The sequence below is a fragment of the Chryseobacterium sp. AC405b genome (assembly GCF_979258685.1).
In genome coordinates, this window is record NZ_OZ409877.1 from 3250944 (window position 1) to 3275795 (window position 24852).

Annotated in this window: 19 protein-coding genes, 1 tRNA gene and 1 pseudogene; 5 read left to right on the top strand and 16 right to left on the bottom strand. The window is 37.5% G+C overall.

All coding sequences use genetic code 11. The features are described 5' to 3' along the window. Nucleotides 1-69 precede the first annotated feature (69 nt). Both ACZZZA_RS15525 and rpsO read right to left on the bottom strand, forming a co-directional pair. The gene (locus ACZZZA_RS15525; protein WP_463433281.1) at nt 70-1260 is read right to left on the bottom strand and encodes an acyloxyacyl hydrolase; all 1191 of its coding nucleotides are present in this window, start codon (nt 1258-1260) and stop codon (nt 70-72) included. 151 nt (nt 1261-1411) lie between these two features. Next, entirely contained in the window at nt 1412-1681 is a 270-nt protein-coding gene (gene rpsO, locus ACZZZA_RS15530; protein WP_463433283.1) for a 30S ribosomal protein S15, read from the bottom strand. Nucleotides 1682-1854: 173 nt separating this feature from the next. Here rpsO and ACZZZA_RS15535 point away from each other — a divergent pair, with 173 nt between their 5' ends. From ACZZZA_RS15535 to ACZZZA_RS15545, 3 genes are all read left to right on the top strand, one after another. Next, complete coding sequence (locus ACZZZA_RS15535) at nt 1855-2412, top strand: pyruvate decarboxylase (protein WP_463433285.1); 558 nt, start codon at nt 1855-1857, stop codon at nt 2410-2412. Nucleotides 2413-2495: 83 nt separating this feature from the next. Further along, entirely contained in the window at nt 2496-3818 is a 1323-nt protein-coding gene (mgtE, locus tag ACZZZA_RS15540; RefSeq protein ID WP_463433287.1) for a magnesium transporter, read from the top strand. 26 nt (nt 3819-3844) lie between these two features. Next, the gene (locus tag ACZZZA_RS15545; protein ID WP_463433289.1) at nt 3845-4573 is read left to right on the top strand and encodes an ABC transporter substrate-binding protein; all 729 of its coding nucleotides are present in this window, start codon (nt 3845-3847) and stop codon (nt 4571-4573) included. A gap of 122 nt (nt 4574-4695) precedes the next feature. Here ACZZZA_RS15545 and ACZZZA_RS15550 read toward each other — a convergent pair whose 3' ends face one another. Both ACZZZA_RS15550 and ACZZZA_RS15555 read right to left on the bottom strand, forming a co-directional pair. Continuing rightward, complete coding sequence (locus ACZZZA_RS15550) at nt 4696-5145, bottom strand: GAF domain-containing protein (protein ID WP_463433291.1); 450 nt, start codon at nt 5143-5145, stop codon at nt 4696-4698. A 12-nt stretch (nt 5146-5157) separates the two neighbouring features. Continuing rightward, nucleotides 5158-6586 (bottom strand): annotated as a pseudogene (locus ACZZZA_RS15555) (TonB-dependent receptor). 54 nt (nt 6587-6640) lie between these two features. Between ACZZZA_RS15555 and ACZZZA_RS15560 the strand changes: the two are divergent. Together ACZZZA_RS15560 and ACZZZA_RS15565 are read left to right on the top strand one after the other, a co-directional pair. Then, entirely contained in the window at nt 6641-7408 is a 768-nt protein-coding gene (locus tag ACZZZA_RS15560) for an MBL fold metallo-hydrolase (protein ID WP_463433293.1), read from the top strand. Nucleotides 7409-7476: 68 nt separating this feature from the next. Next, nucleotides 7477-7558 (top strand) — tRNA-Leu (locus tag ACZZZA_RS15565). A gap of 248 nt (nt 7559-7806) precedes the next feature. Here the strand turns inward: ACZZZA_RS15565 and ACZZZA_RS15570 are convergent. From ACZZZA_RS15570 to ACZZZA_RS15625, 12 genes are all read right to left on the bottom strand, one after another. Continuing rightward, the gene (locus tag ACZZZA_RS15570; protein WP_463433295.1) at nt 7807-8853 is read right to left on the bottom strand and encodes a UDP-glucose--hexose-1-phosphate uridylyltransferase; all 1047 of its coding nucleotides are present in this window, start codon (nt 8851-8853) and stop codon (nt 7807-7809) included. Continuing rightward, nucleotides 8837-10024, bottom strand: a complete 1188-nt coding sequence (gene galK / locus ACZZZA_RS15575) for a galactokinase (RefSeq protein ID WP_463433297.1) — start codon at nt 10022-10024, stop codon at nt 8837-8839. The genes ACZZZA_RS15570 and galK overlap by 17 nt, the downstream gene beginning before the upstream one ends. A gap of 53 nt (nt 10025-10077) precedes the next feature. Next, complete coding sequence (locus ACZZZA_RS15580) at nt 10078-11088, bottom strand: Gfo/Idh/MocA family protein (RefSeq protein WP_463433299.1); 1011 nt, start codon at nt 11086-11088, stop codon at nt 10078-10080. Nucleotides 11089-11247: 159 nt separating this feature from the next. After that, the gene (locus ACZZZA_RS15585) at nt 11248-12201 is read right to left on the bottom strand and encodes a transketolase family protein (protein WP_463433301.1); all 954 of its coding nucleotides are present in this window, start codon (nt 12199-12201) and stop codon (nt 11248-11250) included. Between the two features lie 289 nt (nt 12202-12490). Further along, nucleotides 12491-13339: a transketolase gene (locus ACZZZA_RS15590; protein ID WP_463433303.1), complete on the bottom strand. Its 849-nt coding sequence runs from the start codon at nt 13337-13339 to the stop codon at nt 12491-12493. Between the two features lie 3 nt (nt 13340-13342). Further along, nucleotides 13343-13996, bottom strand: coding sequence for a fructose-6-phosphate aldolase (gene fsa / locus ACZZZA_RS15595; RefSeq protein ID WP_463433305.1), 654 nt, complete (start codon nt 13994-13996; stop codon nt 13343-13345). A 116-nt stretch (nt 13997-14112) separates the two neighbouring features. Beyond that, nucleotides 14113-16146 carry an alpha-glucuronidase gene (locus tag ACZZZA_RS15600; protein ID WP_463433307.1) on the bottom strand — a complete coding sequence of 678 codons (2034 nt, stop codon included), beginning with the start codon at nt 16144-16146 and terminating at the stop codon, nt 14113-14115. A 124-nt stretch (nt 16147-16270) separates the two neighbouring features. Continuing rightward, a complete protein-coding gene (locus tag ACZZZA_RS15605; RefSeq protein ID WP_463433309.1) occupies nt 16271-17239 on the bottom strand; it encodes a glycoside hydrolase family 43 protein in 969 nt (322 codons plus the stop codon). Nucleotides 17240-17268: 29 nt separating this feature from the next. Beyond that, nucleotides 17269-18387, bottom strand: coding sequence for an endo-1,4-beta-xylanase (locus ACZZZA_RS15610; protein ID WP_463433310.1), 1119 nt, complete (start codon nt 18385-18387; stop codon nt 17269-17271). A gap of 257 nt (nt 18388-18644) precedes the next feature. Further along, nucleotides 18645-20099: an MFS transporter gene (locus tag ACZZZA_RS15615; protein WP_463433311.1), complete on the bottom strand. Its 1455-nt coding sequence runs from the start codon at nt 20097-20099 to the stop codon at nt 18645-18647. An 83-nt stretch (nt 20100-20182) separates the two neighbouring features. After that, nucleotides 20183-22096, bottom strand: coding sequence for a sialate O-acetylesterase (locus tag ACZZZA_RS15620; RefSeq protein WP_463433312.1), 1914 nt, complete (start codon nt 22094-22096; stop codon nt 20183-20185). A gap of 25 nt (nt 22097-22121) precedes the next feature. Continuing rightward, nucleotides 22122-24497 (bottom strand): beta-L-arabinofuranosidase domain-containing protein, encoded by a 2376-nt coding sequence (locus ACZZZA_RS15625; RefSeq protein WP_463433314.1) that lies wholly within the window; start codon nt 24495-24497, stop codon nt 22122-22124. Nucleotides 24498-24852 lie beyond the last annotated feature (355 nt).

Here is a 24852-nt window from a genome sequence, read left to right on the forward strand (position 1 = left end):
TTACTGTTTTTGTTTTAAATAGAATATTTAAAATTTCAGCGGAGAAAAATTGTAATTTAAAACGGACCATTATGTATTTTTCTTGTTGAATATCCTGTAACCGAGTCTCCATTCTATATAATCAGCTTTGTGAAACTTATAAGATCTCAAAGCAATTCCTAACAGTAAATTTCTCCCGACTGTATATTGGAACCCCACCCGCTGATAAAAAATAGTTTTATCATAGCGACGGTCGATTTCTTTTTTAAATAAATGAAATCCAGGCTGAAGCTGAATATCGAATTTTGAAATAGAAAGCCGGTAAGAAGGGAAAATATTGAGCAGAAGATTGTCTTTTTTAAATCTTTTTTCAGTTTGGATTGCTCCACTTTCGTCCTGATAAAACCTGTTATTATAATCTTCATCATACAACAGACCCACTCCTAATCCTAAAGAAGATTTGTACGTGATTTGCCTGTGGTAAACCGTTTCAATACCCCAATTTTGATAATATTCACCTTGGAATTTCTTGACCATATCTACATCAAAATCTGCAAAACCCGGATCTTTACCAATAAAAATAGCATGTCTCACTCCTCCGAAAACATTGACATCTAATGTTGAGTATTTATCAAAAGCAGACAAAGAATCTTTTTTGGGAATAAACCGTTCATTAAAATTATACGTCAGCGAAATTTTAGGAGAAAGAATATTCATTCCCTTATTGGGATGTTTTAAAGCACCATTTGAAAAGTGGTTAAAATTAAGACCCAGACCCAAATCAAAGTGTTTTCCCAAATAATATTTGTAACTCGCACCTAAGTTAATATAAATACTGACCGATGAACCTAAAGTCTGATTGAGATAACCTTTTTGCAGATCATAAGGATTCCAGCCAAATGCAAAGCCTGCGCTCGTTTCATAATTCCAGGAATGATTTGTAGCGCGCTTCATGGTTCCGCCGAATGTTCCGTAAACTGTAAACGGACTTCCCATATCGTTATTTCCCGGGAAATTTAAAGCCAAAATACCTCCGCCATAATATGGCAGACCAAATCTTTTGTGCCACTCTTTGCTTCCGTCTGTCTGTACGGTAAGTTCTGCAGAAGCACCGATTACCGTTCGATGATCCAGCGCCTTCAGATAATCATTTGTACCTAAAAATTTGCCTAACTGTAAACTGACCGTACCCTGAAGATTATTTTCAGAAATAGAATCCTGATCCTGAGAATATAAGAAGGATGGTATCAATATCAACAAATAGTAATAAAACTGTTTCAAATCTTTCAATTAAATTAAAAGAAGCAAAAGTAAATATTCTTGTCCGAAAACAGGTAAAAGTTAATAAGTCGATTGAAAATTTCTGATTATCAGAGCATAAAAAAAGCAACCTCTTGCGAAGTTGCTTCTTATTTTTTGGAAATCTTATAGATTATTTTCTTAAACCAAGTTCAGCAATAATTGCTCTATATCTTGTGATATCTTTGTTTTTAAGATAATCTAACAAACTTTTTCTCTTACCTACTAATTTCACCAAAGATCTTTCAGTAGCAAAGTCATGACGGTTAGTCTTCAAATGCTGAGATAAGTGGTTGATTCTGAAAGTAAAAAGTGCAACTTGTCCTTCAGCACTTCCTGTGTCTTGTGCAGATTTTCCATGTTTTGCGAAAATTTCTGCTTTTTTTTCTGTTGTTAAGTACATTCCAATATTGTTTAATGATTATTATGTAACGGGTGCAAAATTACAACTATTTTTCTACGCAGCAAAACATTATTGATGATGTTTATTAAACTGGATAGAAAAATATGTTAAAAATTTCTTAATAAAATTATGCCATTTCATTAAAAGACAGTACTTTTGCTGTGTTCAAAATCATGAAAAAAATCTTATTTTATACGCTTGTTTCTATTGTATTTATCGCAGGTATTTCTTCTGTAAAAGCACAGAAAACCCACCATCATGATAAAATAAAGAAAATCTTATATTTCAATCCCGAAGTAGAGCCTGATCTTGAAGAAATCAAAGAACCTACCAACCACGCATTTTTCAGTGCGGTTTCAGATAAAGTAAGTGCATTCAGAAAAAATAAAATGCTGAGATCTGAGGTTCAGATTTCTTACGACAGCATCGATTCTAAAACAATTGTTGAATACAGCAAAAACAACGATGCCGATTTTGTGATTGTTCCTAAAGTAAAATATTTCAAAGTAGGATTAGGAAAATATGTTTTTTCCAGCCAGGTTGTTGTAAGCATGAAACTCTTTGATGCAGAAGGCAATTTTATAGCATCTTCCGATTATGATACCTATCGTAAAAATATGCGTCTTTTGGGTTCAGCAGAGAATTCGATAAAAATCGGTACTAATGGTGCAATGAAAAGCATCATCAAAGAACTCAGGAAACAAAAGCCTTCTTCTGAAGCAGGTTTCTAAGCTTTAATAAATCCTTAAATTTACGTTATCGTTATTGTTTGTTGATATTTTGGATTATTTTTGCATATCCAAAAATTCAGGTTTTGAATCACACAGACGAGCTTACCTTCAACCCAGCAGATATTGCCGAAAGACTTAGCGAACTTCATGCTGATGAAAGGTTATTGGCATTTTTAAAAGTTCCGAAAGAATACAAAGCTGATGTTTTTTCTCATCTTGATCCTGATTTTCAGGAAGAAACCATCAGAAGTATCGGTAGTGAAGAGGTTTCAGAAATTCTGAATGCGATGACTCCCGATGACAGAACTGCCCTGTTTGAAGATTTTCCGGATGAATTAATTAAATATTCCATCAATCATCTGAATCCGCAGGAAAGAAGGATTGCATTAAAACTTCTGGGTTACGATTCTGATTCTATTGCGCGATTGATGACTCCTTATTACATTCAAATCAGGAAAGAATGGACGGTAAAAAGATGTCTTCAGCAGATCAAAAAAGTAGGAAAAAGAGTAGAAACCATCAATCATCTGTATGTAGTGGATGAGAGAAACCGCCTGATTGACGATTTGGCACTCGGAAGTTTATTATTGGTAGAAGATGACACATTAGTTTCTGATCTTACTGACGATCAATTTGTTGCCATTAAAACAACAACTTCCAAAGAAGCTGCTGTAACGTATTTTGAAAAATATGACCGCACTGCACTTCCGATTATCACCGAAGCCGGAGTTTTGGTGGGAATTGTAACCATCGATGACATTTTAGATCAAATTGAATCTCAAAACACCGAAGATATTCAGAAGTTTGGGGGTGTTGAAGCTTTGGATGATCCTTATATTCAGACGCACTGGTTTGAAATGATCAAAAAAAGAGGTCTTTGGCTGATTGTTTTGTTTTTCCTGCAATTGATCACCGCTTCTGTAATGGGATATTATGAAAACGAAATTGAAAAAGCAGTTGTACTTGCCCTTTTTATTCCATTAATTATATCAAGTGGCGGAAATTCCGGATCTCAGGCTGCTACTTTGATAATCCGTGCGATGGCGCTTCAGGAAATCACCATCAAAGACTGGTGGACTGTGATGAAAAAAGAATTATTAACAGGCGCTATTTTAGGTACTTTTCTTGGAGTCATCGGTTTTTTCAGAATTATGATTTGGCACGAGATGGGCTGGTTCGATTATGGTGACTATTGGTTCTTTATCGCACTCAGCGCAGGAATATCACTGTCTATGATCGTACTTTGGGGAACTTTATCGGGATCCATGGTTCCTTTTATTCTTAAAAAATTCAATCTTGACCCGGCAACTTCTTCTGCCCCGTTTGTTGCAACATTGGTTGATGTAACAGGTTTGATTATTTACTTTACGATTGCCGGACTTTTCTTAACCGGAAAACTTTTGTAATTTTAGAGAAAGTCTACAATCTAGTCATGAAAGTTATTTCTCTCGTTCCATCAATTACCGAAGCTTTATTTGATCTGGGATTAACCGAAAAAGAAGTCATCGGAAGAACAAAATTCTGCATTCATCCTGCAGATAAGGTAAAAAATATTGAAATCATCGGTGGTACAAAAAACTTGAATCTGGAGAAAATAAAAAGTCTTCATCCCGATATAATTTTAGCCAACAAAGAAGAAAATGTAAAAGAACAGGTTGAAACTTTAATGAAAGATTTCAAAGTGGTTGTGTATAATACGGAGACGATTGAAGACAATTACTATTTAGTTAAAAACTTAGGCCTGATGTTTAATGCAGAAGAAAAAGCCCAAATTTTTAATCTGAAAATATATGATGTTCTTAATCAATCGAAAATATATTCTAAAATAAAAGTTGCATATTTAATTTGGAAAAACCCTTACATGACGGTGGGTTCAGACACTTTTATTCATCATATTCTTAGTGAAATTGGTTTTGAAAATATTTTTAAAAATCAAACCCGTTATCCTGAAATTCAGGTTGAAGATTTAGCGGAAGCGGATGTGGTTATGCTTTCTTCAGAACCATTTCCTTTCAAAGAAAAACATATTGCAGAATTAAAAGAATTTTATCCTGACAAGAAGATGATGATTGTTGATGGTGAAGCTTTTTCGTGGTACGGAACGCATATTGCGAAGTGCGAAGATTATTTTAAGGAATTAATTGCTGAATTTAACCATTAAGTTTTGGCTAAAGCCAAATGATTTTTTAATTTTTAAACGGGCTAAAGCCCGTTTCTATCGATATTCAAGCACAAAAAAACTCCGATTTTCACCGGAGATTATATTTTTAAATTTAAATAAGATTACAAGATTTTTGAAACTTCATTACAAAGCCATTCCAGCAATTCTAAATCTTCTTTTGTAAAAGGATCAATCGTGTGAGAATCAATATCAATCTGACCAATATTTTCTCCATTTTTAAAAATCGGAACTACGATCTCAGCTTTTGTATCAATCGAACAGCTCAGATAATTATCCTGTAATTGCACGTCCGGAACAACGAAAGTTTCGTTTGAAACCGCAACCTGTCCACAAATTCCCTTTCCGTAAGGAATGATAATGTGATCTGTTTCTGCGCCAACGTACGGACCTAATTTCAGTTCGTCTTTATCTCCGTTTTTGAAATAGAAACCCGTCCAGTTGAAATAAGAAATTTCCTGATCCAGTAAATGGCAAACTTTCTCAAGTTTCTCATTGGTATTATGCTTTGGACTTTCAAGAATAAACGAAAGTCTTTTTTTTAATTCAGACATTTTAATTTGTTTTTAAGAAAATTGTTTTAGAGAAAGCTCCTGTTTATAACCGAACATTCCTCTTTCTTTTATCATTTCAGCAACACCTTCCGGTACCTGATTTTCCCAACCGCTTACGTTGCAGGCTATTTTTCTCAGTATCTCTCTCGAATAAATTTCCAAAAACTCCGGATCATAGTTTTTAATGTCTACAATACGGTTATTCAATTTGAAATATTTATACAATTCTTTCAGACTTTCTTCTACTTTAAGATTTTCAGAATTTAAAAGCTCATGAGTTTCAGGATCTTTGTAAGGATAAAGGTAAACTCTCATTCCATTTCGGAAGAATTTACCAAAAGCTTCCAAAATTCCTCCGGAAAGATCTTTATAATATTTCTCATCAAACACCATTAACATATTGTTTACTCCCATTGCAACGCCAATATCGCCATTGGTATAATGAGAGAAATAATCGATTAATCTGTAATATTCTGAGAAATTTGAAATGATTACCGTATAACCCAGTTTACCAAGAACGTCTACTCTATCTAAGAAATCACGCTCATCAATATCTCCGTCTGCACGCAGGTTTGAGATGGTAATTTCAATTAAAACCTCAGTTTCTTCTTGTGTACAGATGGCATCTTTCAGGAACATATCCATTCCGTTGCGCAGCATATCAATATTTACTCTCGTAACCGGTCTGAAACTTCCCCGTACAGCGAAAATGTTTTTTTTGTACAAAACATCCGCTGGAAGCATATTATTCCCTTGAGAATTAAAAATTACTGCATCCGTCATGTTATTTTTCACCAACTGCAAAGACATCAGTCTGTTATCAACGTAAGCGAAAGCCTGGACCGCTGAAATCGATCATATCAATTTCAAGATTGTCGGTAGCCACATCGTCATACAAAGATTCAATGAGTCTTCTGGGATTATCAAAATAAGTAAATGCTCCGAAAATAAGATTCACACCCAAATTACCAAGAGTTTCCTGCTGTAAAGTAGCGTCATTTTCTTTGAATTTTACATGAATGACAACTTCATTATAATCTTCATTTTCTTTTACCTGAAAACGGATTCCTACCCAGCCGTGACCTTTTAAAGTTTTGTCAAAATTAATGGTTGTTACGGTATTTGCGTAAGAAAAAAACTTCCTGTTTGGGCTGTTTTCTCTTGAAATCCTCTCTTCGATCAATGAAACTTCGTAGCGAAGCATTTTTCGAAGTCTGTTCTGGGTTACATATCTGTTTTTAACTTCTTTTCCGTAGATGGCATCACTAAAATCTTTGTCGTAAGCCGACATCGCCTTAGCGATCGTACCGGAAGCTCCTCCTGCTCTAAAAAAGTGTCGTACAGTTTCCTGTCCTGCTCCAATTTCTGCGAAAGTACCATAAATAGTAGGATCTAGATTAATTGTTAATGCTTTTTGTTTAGGAGTTAGTTTCTGATACATTAGGACATTAAATTTTTCGTAAATTTACCAAAATTAAACCAACCTCAAAACAAAATGAAGTTGAAATTTTTAGGAACCGGAACTTCTCAGGGTGTTCCCGTTATTGGTTGTACTTGTGAGGTTTGTATGTCCCAAAACTCAAAAGACAATCGTTTTAGAGCATCTGCAATGGTAACAACCGATGAAAATAAAAAAATTCTCATCGATTGCGGCCCCGATTTCCGTCTGCAAATGCTCATTAATAAAGAAAATCACATCGACATTGCACTTCTCACTCACGAGCACAACGATCATGTAATTGGTCTTGATGATATGCGGCCTTTGATTTTTAAAAGCGGAAAAAATATACCTCTTTACTGTAGCGAGAGAGTGGGAAATGAAGTAAGAAATCGTTTTCCGTATGCATTTGCTGATGAGCGTTATCCCGGAGCTCCTGCTTTTGATTTGCATACTATTGAAAATAATGCATTTGAAATTTTAGATATAAAAATCACTCCCATTGAGGTAACCCATTACAAAATTTCCGTTTTTGGATATAAATTTAAAAACTTAGCTTACATAACTGATGCCGGTTTTATTTCTGAACAGGAAAAAGAAAAGTTGTACAATCTGGATGTTCTTATTTTAAACTGCATTCGGAAATCTGATCCTCATCCTGCTCATTTTATATTGCCTGATGTGATTAAACTGTATGAAGAGTTAAAACCAAAAAAATTATTTTTAACACATTTGAGTCACCATTTTGGCTTACATGATGTTGAAGATAAGTTACTTCCCCACGGAATACACCTTGCCTACGATGGTTTGGAGATTAGTTTTTAATGAAAACTTAAAAAAAAGTTTTTGAACATTAAAAAAAGTTCTTATATTTGCACACCAATTTAAACGATGCCCAGTTGGCGGAATTGGTAGACGCGCTAGACTCAAACTCTAGTATCGAAAGATGTACCAGTTCGATTCTGGTACTGGGTACAAGACCGGAAAGAGGTGATAATTCACTTTCTTTCCGGTTTTTTTTAGCTCCTAACTCATAATCTGATAGATATAAGACAGCAAAACGTTGGGTACTACAAATAATGACTAGGATGGATACAGAGAAATTACATTTTCTAATCAGATTGAGGTTTTAAAAAATATTCCAAAAGAACAATATTTATTTTACGTCTTGTGCTCGTTAACTACGAACTGAATTGAGATAAGTAAGTTATTCCACATTCACTTCAACTTGTGTAATGCTTTAGGGAAAGTTTTTTAAGAATTTCCGCACTCTGCTCCGGTGTAATATCTCGTTGTGGCTCAGCCAGCATTTCGTATCCAACCATAAATTTTTTGATTTGTGCATTTCTCAGCAAAGGTGGATAAAAATGCATATGGAAATGCCATTCAGGATGCGGTTCTCCGTCTGTTGGCGACTGATGAATACCTGCAGAATAAGGAAATGAAATCTCAAAAAGATTATCGTATTTAGTGGTCAGATTTTTAATAATTTCGGATAAAGAAATTTTTTTAGAATCTGAAAATTGCGAGATATTTTCGGCTTTTCTTTTACTGACAATCATCGATTCATAAGGCCAAACTGCCCAGAATGGAACCAGCGCAACAAAATCTTCGTTCTCCAGAATAACTCTTTCATCAACCTCTAATTCTTTTTGAATGTAATCTTCCAGAAGTGAAGTTCCGTTTTTGTCAAAATATTTTTTTAGATTTTCCTGAGTCTTTAAAACAGTTGACGGAATGGAAGATTGTGCCCAGATTTGTCCGTGCGGATGCGGGTTGCTGCATCCCATAACACTTCCTTTATTTTCAAAAATCTGAACGTGGTTGATGTAATCCAAATTTCCAAGTTCTTCATATTGATTTTGCCAAACGTCCACAACTTTTTTAATGTCATCCACTTCCATCTGAGGTAAAGTGAGGCTGTGATTTTCCGAAAAACAGATTACACGGTTGATGCCTCTTTCAGGTTTTAAAGAAAAAAAATCCGAAGTTTCATCCTCAAATTCCACTTCATCTTTCATCAAAGAACCAAAGTCATTCTCGAAAACGAAAACACCTTCGTAATCAGGATTTCTTTCACCGTTCACCCGAATATTTCCGGAACATAAGTAGCAATTCGGATCGTGTGCAGGCAGTTTTTTTTCGACAACATCTTCGGTTTGTCCTTGCCAAGGCCGGTTCGAACGTTGAGGAGAAACCAAAATCCATTCATCCAAAAGCGGATTATATCTTCTGTGAGGATGTTTTTTTTGATTAAATTCCGAATTCATTTTGTTTGTATTCTCTAATTCCATCCGATATTTTTACTTTGTACACTTTCATTTCGATACCGAAAGATTCTTTATATTTTGTGCTGATATTTTCAATCACGGCATCCACATTTTCATCTTTTATCAGATTAATACTGCATCCGCCAAAACCTCCACCCATCATTCTTGCGCCCAGAACTCCGTTTTCTTTTAAAGTTTTCTCTACCATAAAATCGAGTTCGTCACAACTCACTTGAAATTCCGTTGAAAGTCCGGAATGAGTTTCGTTTAAAAGTTTGCCTAAATATTCCGCATCACCTTCCGATAAAGCTTTTGCAGCCTTCTCTACTCTTTTTATTTCTTTTAAAAGATAAAGGCATCTTTTGTAAGATGTCTCTCCTATTTCTGCTCTCACTTGATCCAACATTTCAATGGAGAAATCTCTGAATTTCTCAATTTCAGGAAATTTTTGCCACAATATTTTTTTACCGTTATCGACATCATTTCTTCGATCATTATAACCGGAAGTCAGGTGCGTATGCTTCACGCAACTGTCAAACAAAACCAGACTGTGACCTTCAAGATTAGCCTCAAAATACTGATGCTCGAGAGAATTGCAATCCAGCATTATCACCTGATGTTCTTTTCCGAAAACAGAGGCAAACTGATCCATAATGCCACACTTTACGCCGGCAAAAGTATGCTCTGCTTTCTGACCAATCAATGTCAGTTCTTTTTTGGTTAAATTTAAATCGAAAAGTTCATTGAGAATATAAGCAAATCCACATTCCAAAGCTGCTGATGACGACAAACCTGAACCCATCGGAATCGTACTGCTGAAAGCAATTTCCAAGCCTCCAATTTCCTTTCCAGATTCCTGAATAGCATTGAAAACACCTAACAAATAATTAGCCCACATTTGCTCAACCGGTGTCTGTTTCTGATTGATATTAAAACTGAAAGATTCATTAAAATCTTTGGCGTAAAATGTACAGATTTCAGAATCGTTCAACTTTTTTACTGCAAAACAAATATGTTTATCGATAGCAGCAGGAAGCACGAAACCATCGCTGTAATCAACGTGCTCACCGATGATATTGATTCTTCCGGGTGCCAGAAAAATCCGTTTCGGCTCCGATTCAAAAGCCGACCGAAAGGCTTCTTTCGTATAATTGATTAAATTCTCCTGCATAAAATCAACAAATTATTGGGATGAGAAGTTTAAGGTTAAAATTTTAATGAAAGTTACGCTTTTCTGTTCAGGTTACCGTCCTGCTCCATCGGAAAAACGATTCCTGAAAGACGTCTGATTCTATCTATAGTCTGCATCAGCAAAATACTGTCGGAGTGCGGAACAACCGTACTTTCAGTCATTCCGTTGAGCAGACAGTTGGTGACGTGGCGGGCTTCATATTGATACCCAAGACCTTCCTCTTTTTCTGTTTTAATAACCGTCTTTTTTCCATCAACATAATGCTGTAAAACCGAAGTTGAATCGTAAAAAGGGGTTGTTAGTTTTAATCTTCCAAGTGTTCCGGAAATTTCAATTTCGGTCCCTAAATTCGCTGAAATTGAAGAAAATAGGTTTGCCATTGCTCCGTCACTGTACTTAAAGATAACTGCACATTGCTCATCAATTCCCTGTTCTGTGGAATTGATACTTACATTGATTTCATCTGGTTTGCCTAAAATATCCAAAGCTGTGAATACATTATAAATCCCAATATCCATTAAAGATCCGCCGCCTAATTCAGGATTTAGCAAACGGGAATTTGGTTTTGCGTTCGCCTGAAATCCGAAATTTGCCAACACCACTTTGATTTCACCCAAACTTCCACTTTTCACAATTTCCATCATTTTCTGATAATGCGGAAGGAATTTCGTCCACAGAGCGTCCATCAAAAATAAATTTCTCTGACTGGCTAAATCTATCATTTCTAAAACCTGTTTTTCGTTCAGCGCCAATGGTTTTTCGCAGAGAACGGCTTTATCATTATTCAGGCAGAGTAAAGTGTTCGGATGATGGAGATTATTGGGTGTTGCAATGTAGACGATGTCAATTTCGTCACATTCTGCGAGTGCATCATAGCTTCCGAGACTTAACCGAATACCAAATTCTGTGGCAAAAACTTCTGCATTTTCAAGCGAACGGGATCCGACAGCGACCAGTTCGGCATTTTCTACAAACTGCAGGTCTGATGCAAACTTATGCGCAATTGTTCCCGTTCCCAGAATTCCCCAGCGTATTTTTTTCATATTCTTTTGATGAAAATTTGATATATGTAAAAAGTCTTTTTGTCATTCTGTAAGAATCTAATTTATTATTAAAAAGAGATTTAGATTCTTACAGAATGACAAAGACACTGCTTATTTTTTGGTTAATAGGTTCTTTATAAAATTTTTTAAACTCTATAACTATTTCCTTTTCATTACTTTCTTTACTGCTGCAACGATGTTATTGGCCGTTAAACCGTATTTTTCCATCAGTTGGTCAGGCGTTCCGCTTTCTCCGAAACTGTCGTTCACAGCAACATATTCTTGCGGCACAAGATGTTCCGTAATAAGAAGCTGCGCAACGCTGTCACCTAAACCGCCTAATCTGTTGTGTTCTTCAGCAGTTACAACGCAACCAGTTTTCTTTATAGATTTTAAAATCGCTTCAGAATCTAATGGTTTTATGGTGTGAATATTGATAATTTCTGCGTCAATTCCCTGCTCTTCCAAAATTTCTCCGGCCTTTATCGCTTCCCAGACCAGATGTCCGGTTGCGATAATCGAAACATCTTTTCCTTCGTTGACCATCCAGGCTTTACCGATTTCAAATGTTTGATTTCCGTCGGTGAAAACTGGAATTACCGGACGCCCGAATCTTAAATAAACCGGTCCGTCGTAATCTGCAATGGCGATGGTGGCGGCTTTGGTTTGGTTGTAATCACAGGTATTAATGACCGTCATTCCGGGAAGCATTTTCATCAAACCAATATCTTCCAGAATCTGATGTGTTGCGCCATCTTCGCCCAGTGTTAAACCGGCATGAGAAGCGCAAATCTTCACATTTTTCCCTGAATACGCCACCGACTGACGGATTTGGTCGTACACTCTTCCGGTAGAAAAGTTGGCGAACGTTCCGGTAAATGGAATTTTACCTTCGATCGCCAAACCTGCAGCGATGCCGATCATATTAGCTTCGGCAATTCCGATCTGGAAAAAACGTTCGGGTGCTTTTTCGATAAATTTTTCCATTTTCAGAGATCCGATAAGGTCGGCGCAAAGTGCTACAACATCTGGATTTTTATCTGCCAATTCTGCAAGACCGGCTCCGAAACCGCTTCGGGTGTCTTTTTTTTCTGTGTAAGTATATTTTTTCATTGATTAATGATTGATGGTTGAACGCAAAGTGCGCAAAGATTTTTTTTATCTTATTGAGAATATTTTTCGGTCGCAAAGTCACTTCTACAAGCTCAGTGTAAACTTCAACTCAGCAAAGAAATTTGATATTTGGACTTGATATTTAATTGATTTGTTTTAAACAGCGAATCGCTCGCAGCCCGGCTTGAGTGGAGCTCTTTTTGCAAATTTCGGCGGTGTGAAAAGCCATGGGGAATTTGCAAAAAAGCGGGAACGGAAGACGGATAAAGCTGCCTAAATTATTCTCAAATTAATAATCGCCCAAGGTTTCTTCAAGTTGGTTTAATGCTGTCTGGAGTTGCTCGTCATTCGGTGCTTTTCCATGCCACGCGTGGCTTCCCATCATATAATCTACGCCGTGACCCATCCCTGTTTTCAGGAGAATACAAATCGGTTGTCCCAGTCCGGTTAATGATTTTGCTTCGTCGAGAACGTTCAGAATTTCCTGCATATCGTTTCCATTTTCTACTTCCAGAACTTTCCAGCCGAAGGCTTCGAATTTGGTTTTCAGGTTGCCTAAAGAAAGGACTTTTGAAGTCGGACCGTCGATCTGCTGACCGTTGTAATCAATGGTCGCAATCAGGTTATCGACCTTGTTGTGAGAGGCGTACATTATGGCTTCCCAGTTCTGACCTTCCTGCAACTCACCGTCGCCGTGAAGTGTAAAAACCAGATTTTCATCATTATCTAACTTTTTTCCGACCGCGTGACCGATGGCTACTGACATTCCCTGACCCAAAGAGCCCGATGCAATGCGAATTCCCGGCAAACCCTCGTGCGTGGTTGGGTGGCCCTGAAGTCTGGAATTGAGTTTTCTGAAAGTGACCAGTTCGGACTTGTCAAAATAGCCTGCGTGCGCCAAAACGCTGTAAAAAACCGGCGAAATGTGACCGTTGGAAAGATAAAATACATCTTCGCCTTTGCCTTTCATATCAAAGCCTTCTTTCCTCTTCATCACATCAAAATACAGAGCGACAAGAAAATCTGCGCAACCAAGCGAACCGCCTGGATGACCTGACTGACACGAATGTACCATTCTTACAATATCCCGGCGAACCTGAGAAGCGATATGATTGAGTTTTGAAATATCGTGTTCCATAAATTACTGCATTTTTTGTGAATCTTTGATGAACTGCTCCAAACCAGAATCTGTCAACGGATGTTTTAACAGAGAAAGAATCGGCTGAATTGGACAAGTCACGACATCGGCACCAATTTTTGCGCAGTTGATGATGTGCATTGAGTGACGGACGGACGCTGCTAAAATTTCAGTTTCATACATATAATTGTCAAATATCAATCTGATTTCCTGAATTAGATTCAGACTGTCTGTTGAAATATCATCCAGTCTTCCAAGGAATGGTGAAACATAGGTTGCTCCGGCTTTTGCGGCTAAAAGTGCCTGTCCGGAAGAGAAAATCAGGGTACAGTTGGTTTTGATTCCTTTATCAGAAAAATATTTTAAGGCTTTGATACCGTCTTTGATCATCGGGATTTTCACAACGATATTGGGGTGAATCGCCGCCAAAATATCGCCTTCTGCAATCATTTCTTCGTAGGTTGTAGAAAGTACTTCTGCAGAAATATCACCGTCAACAATGTTGCAAATGTCTCTGTAATGTTGGATGATTGCTTCTTTTCCGCTGATTCCTTCTTTTGCCATTAGCGATGGATTGGTGGTAACGCCATCCAGAATTCCCAAATCGTTGGCTTCTCTTATCTGCTCTAAATTGGCAGTGTCAATAAAAAATTTCATAGGTTTTATATTTTAATTTTTATTTAAATGTTAAAACTACACTTAATTTATTTAGCCAACAACTTCCTGTCTTAAAAAGATTCAGAAAGTTATTGTTTAGTTTTTAAATTATTTATTTAATTGTGATGACCCATATTGAGTTTGATTTTCTTCAAATCTTCCAGGTTATGAACTGGTTTTTCAATGTCAGATGGGATCGGCTGTTTAGAAAAAGTCTGAAAATAAAGCAGACAGGCATCTTTCCACCAAACGGCATCTTCAGCCTGAATTTTAAGTTTAGACTGAACGTCTGTGAACCTTTCGTTATCAATATAAGGTTGAATCTTATCCCAGATTTTCTGATAATCTTTCACTCCGCGAACGCCCGAATCATATTTGTAACACAATTCTTCCCACATTGTTTTTCCATCTTTCATTTTATAATTCCAAGGAACATGATGGAACCAAAGAATAAGATTTTCAGGAGTCGTCTTAATGTTTCCGTAAATCTCGTTCAGTGGCGAAAAATATTGTGAAACAGCATTGCTTCCGGTTTTTGTTCTGTTGAAACCAAGTCCTTCTGCATTTGCCTGATGGTAATACACAGGTGACCAGTCGGGTCTTCCGCCTTTGTAGTCGCCCCAAGGTTCCGGGCCATAATGATGTCCTGATGCAAAAATATGATGGAGACCCAAAGGCATCATATAATCTACAGCAGTTTCACGGGAAGTGAGCATCATTCCTTTTATAGGATTCACAAATTTTTTATTATCCGTAAAAGTCATTTTGATCCACTCATCGGCAATCTGTTCTGACGTCAAATCGTGATTCCATGCCAGACGTCCGAAAGCGTACCAGTTCGCCTGTGCGAAGTGATGGCCTGTCCAGTTTTTATCTTCACCAATGTTGGCAACAGCAGAAATCGCAGTGAATTTTGCCGGTCTTAAAGTTCCGTCCGTGATTTTGGCAATCGTAGAACCTCTTCCGTCAGAATAAGTGTCGCTGTCTAAAGTCTCTTTAAATAAAGGTGCAAGAAATACGAGATGATTTGAGAAACCAAAATATTCCTGCGTAATCTGGAATTCAACCATTTCAGGTGTTTTCTTCAAAGCTCCAAACAATGGATTAAATGCTTCACGAGGCTGGAAATCAACAGGTCCGTTTTTAATCTGAACAATCACATTATCATTGAATTTCCCATCGAGTGGAACGAACTCCAGATAAGCTTGTTTCGCACGGTCTTCTTTGCTCGGGCTGTACACAAATGCTCTCCACATCACCATTCCACCGTAAGGTTTCAATACGTCTGCCATCATATTGGCACCGTCTGCGTGGGTTCTTCCGTAATCCTGTGGTTCAGGTTGACCTTCGGAATTGGCTTTCACCAAAAATCCACCGAAGTCAGGAATTATTTTATAAATTTCAGAAGCTTTGTCTTTCCACCATTTCTGAACATCTTTGTTTAATGGATCTGAGTTTTCCAATCCGCCTAAAACTTTTGGTGATGAGAAATTGACCGATAAATACACTTTGATTCCGTAAGGTCTGAAAATATCTGCCAGAACTTTTACTTTTTGAAGATAATCTTTACGGAGCATATTCGGAGAAGCATTCACATTGTTAAGAACGGTCGCATTAATCCCGATGGAGGCATTTGCTCTTGCATATTCTTCGTATCTGGGCGAAATTTCATTAGGTAAATCTTCCCATTTCCAAAGTGAATGTCCTGCATAACCACGCTCAATCGTCCCATCCAGATTATCCCAATGGTTGAGAATTCTGATATCGTAGGAAGGTTTTTCGGTGATATTTAAGTTAGTCAATGCAGATTTTGTCTGCTGTAACCGAAGAATATGATAAACCCCATACAGCAATCCCGTATCTTTTTCTGCAGAAATGATCAGTTTATTCTGAACCGATTTGATCGTGTAACCGCCTTTCAGATTTTTCAATGACTTGTCGGTTCGAAGCTCAATTTCCTGACCCTGCCAATGATTCATTAATTCTTTTTTGGCAATTTTTAAAGTCGGATTGTTGCTTTTCGAAATGATTTTATAGGCCGAAATTCCATTTTTTGCAGGGAATCGAAGCCAAAGCTGACTGCCGTCTTCCGCAAAAATAATAAGCGGAACCAGTAGAAATAATATGATGTACAATCGGAAATAGCGCATTAGATTTTCTTTTAATTTTATTTAAATAAGTTTTGGCTAAAGCCAAATTGTTTCTCTTCATCTTTAAACGGGCTAAAGCCCGTTTCTATTGATTTTAAATCGTTCCTTCGGGACTTTTTATAGATTATTCATTCAAACCTTCAATGGTTGTTATTTTACCATTTTCATCGTATTCAAGTTCTACTACCTTCATACTTCTGAGCCAGGTTTTTCCTTCGCTCGGAACAGAATCGTGGAAGAACAGGTACCAATTTCCTTTAAATTCAACAATGCTGTGATGGGTTGTCCAGCCCACAACAGGTGTAAGAATTTCTCCCTGGAAAGTAAATGGGCCATAAGGATTGTCGCCAATGGCATAACAGATGAGATGTGTATCTCCCGTTGAGTAAGAAAAATAATATTTGCCGTTGTATTTGTGCATCCAGGACGCTTCGAAAAAACGGTGCTTGTCGCTGTGAAGTAAAGGATTTCCGTTTTCGTCAAGAATTAAAACGTCTTTAGGCTCTTCTCCAAATTCCAACATATCATCGCTTAATAAAGCTACTTTTGAAGGAATTGCGGGCTCATTATCATTTGGAATTACTGCACACTCCAGTGCTTTGTTGTCTCTGTAACGCTGCAACTGTCCGCCCCAGATTCCTCCGAAATACATATAATGTTTGCCTTCATCCTCAAAAAGACAAGGGTCGATGCTGTAACTTCCCAACATCGGATGTTTTTCAGGAATGAAAGGTCCAGAAGGTTTATCGCTAACTGCAACACCGATTCTGAAGATGTCATTTTTATCTTTTAAAGGAAAATACATATAATATTTGCCATTTTTGAACGCCACATCACAATCCCACAACTGTCTTCCAGACCAGGGAATATCTTTTACCGAAAGTACAACGCCGTGGTCTGTCACTTCGCCATTTTCAACATCATCCAAAGAAAAAACGTGATAATCATTCATATCGAAATGATCGCCATTGTCATTTTCTTCAATGCCGCTTTCACGGTCGTGGGAAGGATAAATATAGATTTTACCTTCGAAAACGTGAACAGATGGGTCTGCCATATAATCTTTCGGGAAAAGGTATTTTGATTTGTTCATTTTATTATAGATGCTAGATTTTAGACTTATTATTCTTTTGTTAATTGAATGATTTTTTGTACCACAGGTTTTACCTGATTATTCCTGTCGAAAAGCAGCGGATAATCGGTTCTCCCTTTTACAGGGAAATCGTTTTTCCAGGATTGGGCATCGGTAGTTCCCCATAAAGTCACTCTTCTTATTTTGTCCTGATGTTTCAGGAATAATCTGAAAAAATCCAGATAGCGGTTTTCCCACTCTGTTTTTACATTCTCCGGAAGTCCGGCGGTGTAAGGATTCATTTTTGCTTCATATTCTACCTTATCGGAAACGTTGGCAGAAGTTCCCCACGGTGACGGAAGTGCGCTGATTTCCATTTCGGTAACATTTATTTTTACACCATTTGCTGCATAGTCAAGAATTGCTTTTTCATATTCGGCAAGAGTTGGTGTGTCAAGACCGACGTGGGTCTGCATTCCTACACCATCGATTCTGATTCCTCTGGATTTTAAAGTCTGAACCATTTTATTTACAGTTTTTACTTTTCCGGGATGCCATTCGTTGTAATCGTTGTAGTATAATTCTGCATTCGGATCTGCTTCCTGAGCGTACTGAAATGCCAATGGAATAAATTCTTCACCCAAAATCTCATAGAATTTACTTTTACGGTAAGTTCCGTCTTCCATAATGGCTTCGTTCACTACATCCCAACCTTTCACACGGTCTTTGTATCTTGTGACAACAGTGGTAATGTGACTTTTCATTCTCTGTTTTAAGACTTCGGCAGAAACATCTTTCCCTTCTTTGTCTACGAAAAACCATTTTGGTAACTGAGAATGCCAAATCAACGTATGACCGATGATGAACATTTTATTTTTTTCGCCGAACGCGACAAATTTATCAGCATCATCAAAAAAGAATTTCCCTTCTTCAGGTTGCAGAAACATTGATTTCATACAGTTTTCTGCAACAATTGAACTGAACTCATTTTTGATAATCTCTACGGACTTTACATCCGTTTCGTGAATCTGTGGAAGACTCATCGCGGTTCCGATGTAGAATTTGTTTTTGAATGCGCCTTTCAGAGAATCGTTGGAAGTTGTTGTGTTGGCTGTCTTGCAGGAGACGGTCAAGGTTAAAATTCCTAATAATGCGACTATTTTTTTCATAATTATTTTTTTTAGTTTAAACGCAAAGCGCGCAAAGATTTTTTTGACTACTATACTTTTTTTAAAGTTCACAAAGGCGTAAACTCAGCGAAGAAATACAAAAAATTCACATAAAGTTCATTTTTTAAGCCTTGTCAAGGTTTTTCGATTGCGAATCACTCACAGCCCGGCTTGAACGGAGCTCTTTTTGTGGAGCAAAGCGGAACAAAAAAGCGGGAGTGGAAGACGGAAAAGCTGCCCAAATTGTCACCAAAATCTTAGTCCTCCGTTTTTCTCCTTTCTTTAAGGTCGTGCTCGATTTCGATTTCTTTTTTCTTGTTGATTTCATAGAATATCAGCAATCCGCACGCTAAAAAGAATGGTATTGCCGGAAATATACTGACCAACATTTTGGCGCCGTCGGAAACCGTTTCGGGTTGTAAAACACTGACTGCGCCTTCAGAAGAAATGTAACCGTACTGACCGATAATGTATGCCACCAGCGAACTTCCGATGCTGAGACCGACCTTCAAACCGACCATCATTGCAGAGAAGATAATGGCTGTTGCACGCCTGTTGTTTTTCCATTCTGAATAGTCGGCAACGTCGGCAATCATCGCCCAAAGCAGCGGCGTTCCTATTCCGTAGAAGAAACCGTGCAGAATCTGTGATAAAAACATTAATCCAACCGATTTTGGCGGATAAAATATAAATGCCAACACAAATAATGTTGATATAAAAAGTGAAGTAATGAACGCATCTCTTTTGCCATATTTGTCTGCAAAACTTTTGGAGAAAGCGATTCCGACAATCATCATAATGATTCCACCCGCATTGAAGAGTCCAAAACCTGCGGAACGGGCATCTTCTCCGAAGAAATTCATCCCGATGGAATCAAAGAAACCGGTAATTGGTGATATAAACTGCTGAAGGGATGCTTCATCCACATAATTGTTGAAATAGTAAACGTATGAACCGCCTTTCATTGCCAGAGTAATGAAAATCAATGTGGTAACGCCTAAGATTATGATCCAGGGTTTATTATTTTTGAGGTCTTTTAAATCTGCACTTAAAGAAGATTCCTGTTCCGGTTTTGGAATCACTCTTTCTTTTGTGGTGAGAAATGTGATCAAAAGCATTACCGTTCCGATGACGGCAAGCCAGGTCATTACCACTTCGATCCCAACTGCTTTATCCCCGTGTCCGGCAGATAAAATAATAGGAAGCATAAATACCTGAACAAAAAACTGTGCAAACATCACAGCAACAAAACGATAGGAAGAAATACTGTTTCTCTCACTCATATCGCCGGTAATCACGCCGCTGAGCGCCGAATACGGTAAATTGTTTGCAGCGTACAGTAATAAAAGGATGGTGTAAGTCGCTGCTGCGTAAATCATTTTTCCTTTGTAAGAAAAATCGGGTGTACTGAATGCAAAGAGTGCCGCTGCTCCCAATGGAATGGCAGTGAGGAGAATCCACGGACGGAATTTCCCCCATTTTGTGCGGGTTCTGTCTGCCAAAGCCCCGATTAACGGATTGAAGACGAAACCTGCCAACAAACCGACAGTAAGGGTAATGATGGAGGCATCTTCCGGTTTCAGTCCGTAAATATCTGTGTAGAAATAAGCTAAATACGTCACCAAAGTCTGGAAAACCAGATTGGCGGCTAAATCTCCTAAACTGTAGCCGATTTTTTCAACGACAGATATTTTTTGAGATGAGTTGTTCATAAGGAATTAGATATTAGATGACAGACAAACAGATGATAGATTAAAATCTTCCTGCCTTTATTTTTATACGTTTAGTTTGATAATTATTCTGTTGTAAAAGGCGATGCGGGAAGTCCGGTTTTATTTTTGAGATTTCCGTCGGGATTGTCTGCCCAATCGTAGCGAACTGCAACCGGATTTTTTACAGAATCATTCCAGACAATGATTTTTTTACCTTCGATTTTTGCGGTTGCCCAAAACCATTTTCCATCTGAATTTTTAATAGCAAAGCTTTTCAGTTCTGAAACATTTTCTAAATCATCGGTTCCATTTTTAAAGGAAAGAATGATTTTGTTTTTCTCAATTTTCATCGACTGATAAACCGAGCCGTCTGCAATGATACTCTTTTTGTCAGCTACTTTCAAAGCCTGCAAAGCCAGTCTGTCTCCAACGGTTTTCTTGTTTAAAGGATGAATGTCATTCCACTCTCCGATGTCGATGATTACAGCCAATCCGGTATTTGGAACTTTTAGCGAAACCTGTCTTTGCTGGTCTCTGAGTTCTGCCCAATTACTTTCCACAGGTTCCGTCTTCGATTCCATAAAATTGGCCAGCTGTACGGTAAAGAATGGTAAATCTTTCCGGTTCCATTTGTTTCGCCAATCGGTAATCATCGTGGTCAGCAAATCACCGTATTCTTTGGGTTTTCCGGTATTGCTTTCACCCTGATACCAAAGTGCGCCCTTGATATTATAATTGATGAGCGGATTAATCATTGCATTGTACAGTCCGGTTGGTTTCCATCGGATAAAAGTGGTTCCGGGAGCCGTTTTTTCCATTTTTGCACCGATTTTATATTTCCATTCTGTTTTTAAATCGATTTTTTGTCCGTCAATTTCTAAGTAATAAGGCTTATCTGCAATGAACTGGCCTTTACCGCTTCCGTTGGAGATTCTTACAGCAATGATATTTTTACCCTCTTTCAAAACTCCAGAAGGAACGTCGTACCAACGTGGCGGATATTCATAAGTCACGTTTCCTACTTTTGTTCCGTTGATGTAGGTTACATCCGCATCTTTTATTCTTCCTAAGTTTAAAAAAGCAGCTTTTCCTGCCTGATTTTTATTTAAATTAATTTCCTTTCTGAGCCAAACTGAACCGTCAAATAAGCCTTCTTTATCTTCCCAAGAACCGGGAATTTGAATTGTTTTCCAGTCAGAATCATTTAGATCAAACTTTTCCCAATGTTTGTTTAATCCTATATCTCTTTGGTCGAGTTCTGCATACCACGCTTTGCTTAATGCCTGTTCGCTGGATTCAGTTGATTTAATTAAGTCATCATTTTGCCATTTCTTAGCCTCATCAAGGTATTCCGGATATTTTTTCAGAGAATTTTCATCCATCCAGGCCTGAATTGGAGAACCGCCCAAACTTGCATGGATAATTCCAACGGCCACATTATTTTTCTGACTTACTTCTTTTGCGAAAAAATATGCAACTCCCGAGAAATTAAGAATAGTCTGCGGATTTGTTGCTTCCCATTTTCCGCCATCAAGCTCAGTCTGAGGCGATTTAAAATTATATTTTTGAGGAACCGTATAAAATCTGATGTTCTGATTATTTGCATTTTTGATTTCATCGGCATAAAGCGGAGTCAGTCTGCGCATTGGCAATTCCATATTCGACTGTCCGGAAGCAAGATATACATCGCCGATAAGAATATCTTTCAGTATAATTTCATTGATGGTCATTGTGTAAGGTTCGCCTGCTTTTTGCTCAGGAATAACGATTTTCCAGTTTCCGGTCTCGTCGGCTGAAGTTTTATAATTTTTATTGAGGAATTTCACTTCCACTTTTTCGTTGGCATCGGCTTTTCCCCAAATGTTCAACTTTTGATCTCTCTGCAAAACCATTCCGTCTGAGACCAAAGCGGGAAGCTTAATTTTCGCATTCAACAAAGAAATGCACAGGGAGCCAACGAGTAAAATTAATATTTTAAAAAAAAGTTTATGTCTCATTTCAAATTTGATTCTGCAGTTATTTTTAGTTTTTATCCGGCATCTGATTCAGCATTCTCACTTCGATGATTTTCGGAGTCAATGATTTTTCACCTGAATTAAACCTGATGTTCAGGATTTCTTTACGGATTTCAGAATCAGGAATCGGAATAAGTAAAGTTTGTGGCGAGTTGCCCATTTTTCCTTCGAAATTTTTGGAATACGTTTTAATTCCGTTGATTTCTGCATTCAAAGTACGGTTGTTATTGGCATCAAAATACGTGATGTAAAGATATTTTGCATTCTTCTCCTTATTTTTCATCTGATAACTGAACCAGCCCTTTGCTTCACGGAAATGGCGGTCTTCCATATATCCGGTGCTGGAATCTTTGCTGTCAAAATTATGGTCAGATTCCGGTTGCTGCTCACCGAGTTGTATTTTATCATTCGTAATATTGTCAAGCTTTCGGATTTCCTGTTCTTCTTTGGCTTTCTGTTTCTGAATCATTTCTATTTTATCCTGAGTCGCCTGCGGAAAATAAATGATATACCGTTGCTGATGAATTTTGTAAAACGGAACCAATTTCAGTCCTTCAGCAAATTTATTCTGAGGATATAAACCTTTCAGTTTAAATGTTAAATCTTCACCATTCACGGTTTCCAAATGACTTAACACCAAATCTGAACTTCCCAAAATGGTAGGAATTTCATTAAGAGGAATTTGCGGTCCGTGCGCAATATGTCCGCCACGACTGTCATCAGCAAACATTCCGTCCTGATTTTCTGTTCCGTAAGTTGCGGCTAAAACAATCGGACCATATTTAAAGGCAAAATAATCTGATTTGTCAGGAAGCTGCTCTGCGGAAAGATGCATTGGTATTCTCAGTTCGATAACATCGCCTTTTTTCCATTTTTTATTTATATTAAAATAACCTTCGGCATCAACCGGAACATTTATATTTTTACCGTTCATTGAAATGGTAATTTCAGAAGTTTTTGCCCATTCCGGTGCTCTCAATTTTAAATTTAAATTGGACTGCGGAGTAACATCAAAGATCAGTTTTGTGGATGGATTTTCAGGGAAATTATTTTTCTGTCTCAAAACGACTTTCTTTTCAGACCATTTCAAAATGGACGGAATAAACAGATTGACATACAGATCATTATCGGTATGTGCATAAATCATTTCGCCATATTTGGCGTGATTTTCCATTCCCGAACCTACGCAGCACCAAAAGCTGGTTTCCGGCTGGGAATAAACCCGATAATGACCGGGACGCATCGGTGTAAAATAGACAAAGCCACCTCTACCAGGATTTTGCGTAGAAAGAATGTGGTTGTACAAAGCTTTTTCGTAATAATCTACGTATGTCGATTTTGGATTGGTAGCGTACAATTCCTTCGAAAGTTTGAGCATATTATACGTATTGCAGGTTTCGGGACCTTCGATGCTTTTAATCATTCCGCTGAAATCATTGATGGAATTAAAATGTTCGCTCACACTGTTTCCACCGATTACTGCAGAACGTTTTTGGGTAACATTTGCCCAGAAAAAATCTGCTGCATTGCTCCACTCTTTATTATGTTCTAAATCGGCAATTCTTTTAAAACCGATCACTTTCGGAATCTGTGTATTGGCGTGAATTCCGGTCAGTTTATCTTCATGAACCAACAACGGATTAAGGATTGCGAGGTGAGAAAAACGTCGGGCAAGCTTTAAATATTTTTCGTTTTTGGTAATGTCATAAACGTCGGCAAAAACTTCATTTAAACCGCCGTGTTCGCTCTTCAACATTTCCTGAATCTGATCATCAGAAAGTCCGGAAACTTCATCAGCCATCCAATCAGTAAGTTTGATGAGCATTTTTTTTGCTTTCTCACTGTCTGCGTACCAATAGGCATCTCGCAGACCCGAATAAATTTTGTGTATGTTATATAAAGGAACCCAACGATCGTTCAGTCCGAAAGTTGCAGCCCTGATATTACCGTCTGCAATTTCCTTCCATATCTTTTTACCGTTCGGAACGCCTGATAAATAGCCATTTCCTGAAAGATTCTGGCAACGTTCCAGCTCATCAATCATATAATCCAGACGTTGTTTGACTTTTGAATCGCCGGTTGAAGCGTACATCAAAGCCAAAGCAGAAATATAATGTCCGCCAACGTGGCCGTCCAATCCTGTATTTTCCCAGTTGGGGTAATTTTCTTTTTTAGGTTTTAGTCCTGCTTCTTTTAAATATGGAGCAAGCAAACGGTCAGCATCCATCGACATTATGTAATTTTCGTCAGTCTGCATTGCTTTGCTGAAAATACTTTCACTTAAGTGAACTTTATTAAGCGGGAAGTAGCTGAACTTTTTCTTCACCTGCGAAAAAGCAAGTGAGCTAAGGCTTACAAATATTACCAGCGAATTTTTGATCATTAATAAATGTTATTTCTACATTTATAAAAATAAAGGAAACTATTCACATTACAAAAGATTTTGAACTTGTAGCACGAATAATTTTTTAAACTACCGGTTAAGGTCCTAAAATTTAAAGTTCATCCGTCATATCTTATCATAAAATTTAGGATTACCTTATCATCATTTACAAAATTTCGCAAGATTTATTCTGCGTTTTAAAAATAGGAATCAGCACTTTTAATTGAATATCATAGATATATTATAGTACTTATCGTATAATAAACAACATAATTTAAAACACAAAAAAGTGAATACGATATTTCTTTTTAACATTTTTTTAACATTTCAATTCAGGTTTAGTAGTACATATTTA